The sequence below is a fragment of the Mycobacterium sp. IDUB_19 genome (genome assembly GCF_055419445.1).
Map to the genome: position 1 here is coordinate 1 of NZ_JBVAXR010000089.1, position 4,598 is coordinate 4,598.

The 4,598-nt window shown below is 62.7% G+C and carries 6 protein-coding genes and 2 pseudogenes; 5 read left to right on the forward strand and 3 right to left on the reverse strand.

Annotated features, from left to right (window positions below; genetic code table 11):
* Nucleotides 1–138: pseudogene (locus ACZY0B_RS26735) on the forward strand (thiolase family protein); the annotation flags it as partial.
* Nucleotides 139–420: 282 nt separating this feature from the next.
* Here the strand turns inward: ACZY0B_RS26735 and trxA are convergent.
* Nucleotides 421–795, reverse strand: a complete 375-nt coding sequence (trxA, locus tag ACZY0B_RS26740) for a thioredoxin (RefSeq protein WP_463767251.1) — start codon at nucleotides 793–795, stop codon at nucleotides 421–423.
* Between the two features lie 55 nt (nucleotides 796–850).
* Nucleotides 851–1,219, reverse strand: a complete 369-nt coding sequence (locus ACZY0B_RS26745; RefSeq protein ID WP_463767252.1) for a carboxymuconolactone decarboxylase family protein — start codon at nucleotides 1,217–1,219, stop codon at nucleotides 851–853.
* A gap of 85 nt (nucleotides 1,220–1,304) precedes the next feature.
* Here ACZY0B_RS26745 and ACZY0B_RS26750 point away from each other — a divergent pair, with 85 nt between their 5' ends.
* The 4 genes from ACZY0B_RS26750 to ACZY0B_RS26765 all read left to right on the forward strand — a co-directional run bounded on the left by ACZY0B_RS26750 (nucleotide 1,305) and on the right by ACZY0B_RS26765 (nucleotide 4,425).
* The gene (locus tag ACZY0B_RS26750; protein WP_463767253.1) at nucleotides 1,305–1,718 is read left to right on the forward strand and encodes a DUF302 domain-containing protein; all 414 of its coding nucleotides are present in this window, start codon (nucleotides 1,305–1,307) and stop codon (nucleotides 1,716–1,718) included.
* Between the two features lie 218 nt (nucleotides 1,719–1,936).
* Nucleotides 1,937–3,394, forward strand: a complete 1,458-nt coding sequence (locus ACZY0B_RS26755) for an NAD(P)/FAD-dependent oxidoreductase (protein WP_463767254.1) — start codon at nucleotides 1,937–1,939, stop codon at nucleotides 3,392–3,394.
* Nucleotides 3,395–3,405: 11 nt separating this feature from the next.
* Nucleotides 3,406–3,579, forward strand: coding sequence for a hypothetical protein (locus tag ACZY0B_RS26760; protein ID WP_463767255.1), 174 nt, complete (start codon nucleotides 3,406–3,408; stop codon nucleotides 3,577–3,579).
* 177 nt (nucleotides 3,580–3,756) lie between these two features.
* Entirely contained in the window at nucleotides 3,757–4,425 is a 669-nt protein-coding gene (locus ACZY0B_RS26765; protein WP_463767256.1) for a GAP family protein, read from the forward strand.
* Here ACZY0B_RS26765 and ACZY0B_RS26770 read toward each other — a convergent pair.
* Nucleotides 4,410–4,598, reverse strand: a pseudogene (locus ACZY0B_RS26770) (hypothetical protein); the annotation flags it as partial. The gene ACZY0B_RS26765 and the pseudogene ACZY0B_RS26770 overlap by 16 nt on opposite strands.

Genomic DNA, 4,598 nt, shown 5'->3' on the forward strand with positions numbered 1-4,598 from the left:
CTGCGGCAGATCCACGAAATCGTTCGCCAACTGCGCGGTGAAGCCGGCGATCGCCAGGTGCCCGGGAGCCCGAAGGTGGGGTTCACCCAGCTGTACGGCGCCCCCGGCACCGCCGCGGCGACGATCCTGACGACCTGACCTCGGCGGTCGGGTGTGACGTGGCGGCGGCAACACGCCGGTCGACGCGGCCGCCGGTTTACACTCGGCGCAGTGGATCCGATGCCCGCCACCGCGTTCGGCGGGGACGCGCTATCTGGCGACGCTCGAACTGCAGGTGCATCGTTGGTTGGCGGGCACACGTTTCATCACGCTCTCTCGGCGTGCAGGCCACAGCCCGCCCAGGTGATCTTGCCGCAGTGACGGCAGCGTACGGGATAGCACACGGTTCCTCACTATTGCCAAGGCGAAGTGGTTGGGCCACTACGCATTTACGGCAGCTTTGCGTTCAGCGATCTTGGCCCGGACTCTCGTCATGTCGAGACCGTTGACTTGGTCGATCAAGTTGTCCAGCACCGCTGGTGACATCGCTCCCGGTTGGCTGTACACGAGGATCCCCTCGCGGAATGCCATGATCGTCGGAACCGAGCGGATGCCGACGGTCGCGGCTAGTTCGCGCTCGGTATCGGTGTCCACCTTGGCGTAAACAATATCCGGGTGCGTTTGCGCTGACCGTTCGAAGACCGGCGCGAAAGCCCGGCATGGCCCGCACCAAGGGGCCCAGAAGTCAACCAGCACAATCGGACTTTCAAGAATCGTCGCCTCGAAATCTGCGGCGGTCAGCGTCTTGACGGTCATCGTTGTTCCTTTCGGCGTTGAGGGGATTATGACCAAAACCAGGTTCTGATTAGGTCTAGCTACCGGCTTCCGAGGTCTTGTCGGCGAATTCGCAGAACGCGTCATAGGCGCGAGCACCATAGATCGTGGCCGGCCCACCGTGCATGAGAATGCTGACGCCGATCGCCTCGGCGGCCTCCTCTTTGGATGCACCGGCACGAGCCGCCCCTTGGGCGTGGGAGGCGATGCAGCCATCGCACCCGGCGACGACGCCGATCGCCATCGCGATCAGCTCCTTGACCTTTTTATCCAACGCCCCCGAGGTCAGTGCGCCATTGCTCATCTCTGCAAAACCCCGGTACACCTCCGGGATCATCTTGCGTAGGGCGCGATGCTGCGGGTTGAGGTCGTCGAGTACCTGGTGATAGTGGTTGTTTTCAGTCATACCCACTACAATACATATACGGGTGGGGGTATTCCCGGTTTCCGCCTGCAAGTGATCGAGCGCAACACCATCGAAAGGAATCACCATGACCATGGGTCTGGGTACCAAGCTGAACACCACATTCGAGGACGCGGTCGAACGGGTGACTCGGGCTCTGGCGGATCAGGGTTTCGGCGTGCTCACCAGGATCGATGTCAAGTCGACCCTCAAGCAAAAGCTCGACAAGGATATGGAGGACTACCTGATCCTGGGTGCCTGCAATCCGACACTGGCACACAAAGCCCTGGATGTGGACCGGCAGATCGGTCAGTTGCTGCCCTGCAACGTCGTGTTACGAGCCGATCCGGGTAGCCAAGGCCACACCGTGCTGGTTGAGGCAATGGACCCGCAGATCATGACCAAGGTCGCCGACCAGCCAGCACTTCAGCCAATCGCCGATGAAGCGGCCGCCAAATTGCAGGCCGCAATTGAGGCACTGCGCATCGACCAAGGTTTGTGACCCTTTTCGGTTTTGGACGCAGATGCATCAGCCATGGTTGAACGATGCAGCACATATACCCCCACCGGTAGAGTCCATCGACCCTAGAAAGTGCCCCGTCGTGGAGCGCATTCTGGCCTCGGAGGGCCACTTCTCCCCCGCCGGTGGTATACCCGTGGGGGTACATGCCTGGAGTGCGACCGTTCGATCGAGTCGCCAGATTTGACTGAGGAGTATCAATGGCACGAGTCGTCATCCTCGGTGCCGGCATAGCGGGGCATACCGCCGCGCTGCACCTGCGCCGATGGCTAGCCCGCAGACACGAGGTCGTCGTGATTTCTCCCAACGCCGACTGGAACTGGATCCCGTCGAACATTTGGGTCGGCGTCGGCCGGATGGACGCGGCCAAGGTACTCATTCCGCTCAGGCCGATCTACCAGCGCAAGGGCATCATCTTTCATCAAGCGCTAGCCACGGCGCTCCATCCGGAAGGCACTGGAGACCAGTCGGCGCCGTCGGTGGACTTCACCTACACCGATGAGGAGCACGCTGGCCAGACCGGCACCATCACCTATGACTACCTCATCAACGCCACTGGGCCGCAACTGAATTTTGCGGCCACACCCGGGCTCGGCCCTGCGGGCCACTCCTACTCGGTGTGCACCGCATCCCATGCCGTCGAGGCCGCCAAGGCACTCGACCGGGTCGTTGCCAAACTGAAGGCCGGCGAGAAGCAGCGCCTCGTCATCGGCGTCGGACACGGCACCTGCACCTGCGAGGGTGCGGCATTCGAGTACGCCTTCAACGTTGAGCATGCATTGCGGAGCGCCGGCGTGCGAGACCTCGCCGATATCGTCTATCTCACCAACGAGTACGACTTGGGTGACTTCGGCGTCGGCGGTATGAGTTTCGTCGATCAGGGCTTTGTGCAGTCCAGCCGGTTGTGGACCGAGTCGCTGTTCCGTGAGCGCGGCGTCAAGGCCATCACGCAGGCCGCCGTCCACGAGGTGATGGATGGCAAGCTGCGCTACGAGCAGCTCGACGGCAAAGAGCACGATTTGGAGTTCGACTTCGCCATGCTATTGCCGCCTTTCAGGGGAGCCGCCCTCGCGGCATACGACAAGGGGGGCAACGACATTACCTCCGTTCTGTTCGCACCGTCAGGTTTCCTCAAGGTGGACGCCGACTACTCGGGTAAGCCCTACGACGATTGGTCTGCCGAGGACTGGCCCCACACCTACGAGTCCCCTGCCTACCCGAACATCTTCGCGCCGGGCATCGCATTCGCACCCCCGCATCCCATCTCCCGGCCGCGCACGAGCCCTAACGGAACGGTCATCACGCCCAGCCCGCCGCGCACCGGCATGCCTTCGGGCATTATGGCCAAGACCGTTGCCGAGACCATCCGCGATCGAATCACTAAGGGAAACACCGCTGTTGCTCACCGCGCCTCGATGTCGAGCATGGGCGCCGCGTGCGTTGCATCGGCAGGCACCGGTTTGCGTGAGGGCTCGGCCGCCGCGATGACAATGTTCCCAGTGGTCCCCGACCCGGTGAAGTATCCCCAGACCGGTCGCGACATCGCTGGCACCTCCGGTGAGCTCGGTTTGGCCGGCCACTGGATCAAGCTGTTGCTGCATCATCTCTTCATTTACAAGGCCAAGGCCCGCCCATTCTGGTGGCTGATCCCTGAGTGAAAGGCACTGCGATGGACGACGAAAACATCTATACGGACGTGAATGCGCAGACCGCCGAGCGCATTGCCGACGCACCGCTGCCCACCCCTGCGAGGCTGCGGATGCGTCAGAACGTCCTCGTCCAGTTCGGGCGCTTCATCCGTATCAACCTCAAGATGCTGCGGATTATCTACGGGCACGGCTGATGCAAGACGGCACTTGGCGATGCCCGGCTCCGCGAAGCACGCTGCAGCCTGACCGCTCATAGCCCCGGGGGTATGGTCGGAGGAGCGAAGTGCTTGATGAATGCCGGTGACGGGCCGTTTCGAGACCGCTAGAGCCGGGTACCGGGCGGCGAGTTCGCCGATCTGGAAGGTATTGATGTGTTGCGTCTTTCGGGGTTGGTGCTGGCCAAGCTGGCTGCACCGGCGCTCGTGATAGCGCTTTCGCCCGTACCGATTGTGTTGGCGGTGCTGCTCCTCGTTCAGAATGACCAGCCCTACTCATCGAGCATCGCCTACCTAGGCGGAAGATTGATCTCCCTGATGGCGCTGACCACCGCCTTCGTTCAGGTTCCGCGGTTCCTCGACGGCCTTACGAAGCCCGCACCAGCGTGGACCGACTGCGCGGTCGTCGCCGCCGGTGTGGTGCTCGTCATGCTCGGCGTGTGGCTATGGTGGCGGCACACCAGAGCCACGAAGAATTCCGGATGGGAACCTCGGGTCGACAGGATCACCCCGACGATGGCCGCCGCGATAGGGATGTTTCCACTGCTCGCCAACCCGAAAGTACTCGCCGCCAGCGCAGCCGCGGGCACGGAGATCGCCACCGTCCGTTTGACAGTGGCCGGCGCGGTGACAGCCGTCGCTTTTTATGCCGTCCTGGCGAATTCGACCGTCGTGGCGCCCGTCGTGGCCTACCTGGTTGTGGGTCCACGGATCGAACCGCACCTACACCGGATCAGACGATGGATTCACGACCGGCATAGGGCGCTGTCGGCGATCGCGGTCGTCGTCGTCGGTCTTGCCGTGGTGGTCTACGGATTCGCATGAGCATGACTGGGCTCCTGCCCATTGGGTGTTGAGCGATTGAGCGTCGCCGCATCGGCCTCCTCACCCAGCAGGAGTGAGCGAACCAGACGACGCGGTCCGAAAGGTCGCAGCATCTCACTTGCCGGGCGCGGCCGCACGCGTTGTGGCCACCAGAACCAGCGCCCGAGCAATGC

Excerpts from the sequence above, each read along its gene's own strand:
- trxA (WP_463767251.1), bottom strand. The coding sequence starts at position 795 with ATGACCGTCAAGACGCTGACCGCCGCAGATTTCGAGGCGACGATTCTT.
- ACZY0B_RS26745 (WP_463767252.1), bottom strand. The coding sequence starts at position 1,219 with ATGACTGAAAACAACCACTATCACCAGGTACTCGACGACCTCAACCCG.
- ACZY0B_RS26750 (WP_463767253.1), top strand. The coding sequence starts at position 1,305 with ATGACCATGGGTCTGGGTACCAAGCTGAACACCACATTCGAGGACGCG.
- ACZY0B_RS26755 (WP_463767254.1), top strand. The coding sequence starts at position 1,937 with ATGGCACGAGTCGTCATCCTCGGTGCCGGCATAGCGGGGCATACCGCC.
- ACZY0B_RS26760 (WP_463767255.1), top strand. The coding sequence starts at position 3,406 with ATGGACGACGAAAACATCTATACGGACGTGAATGCGCAGACCGCCGAG.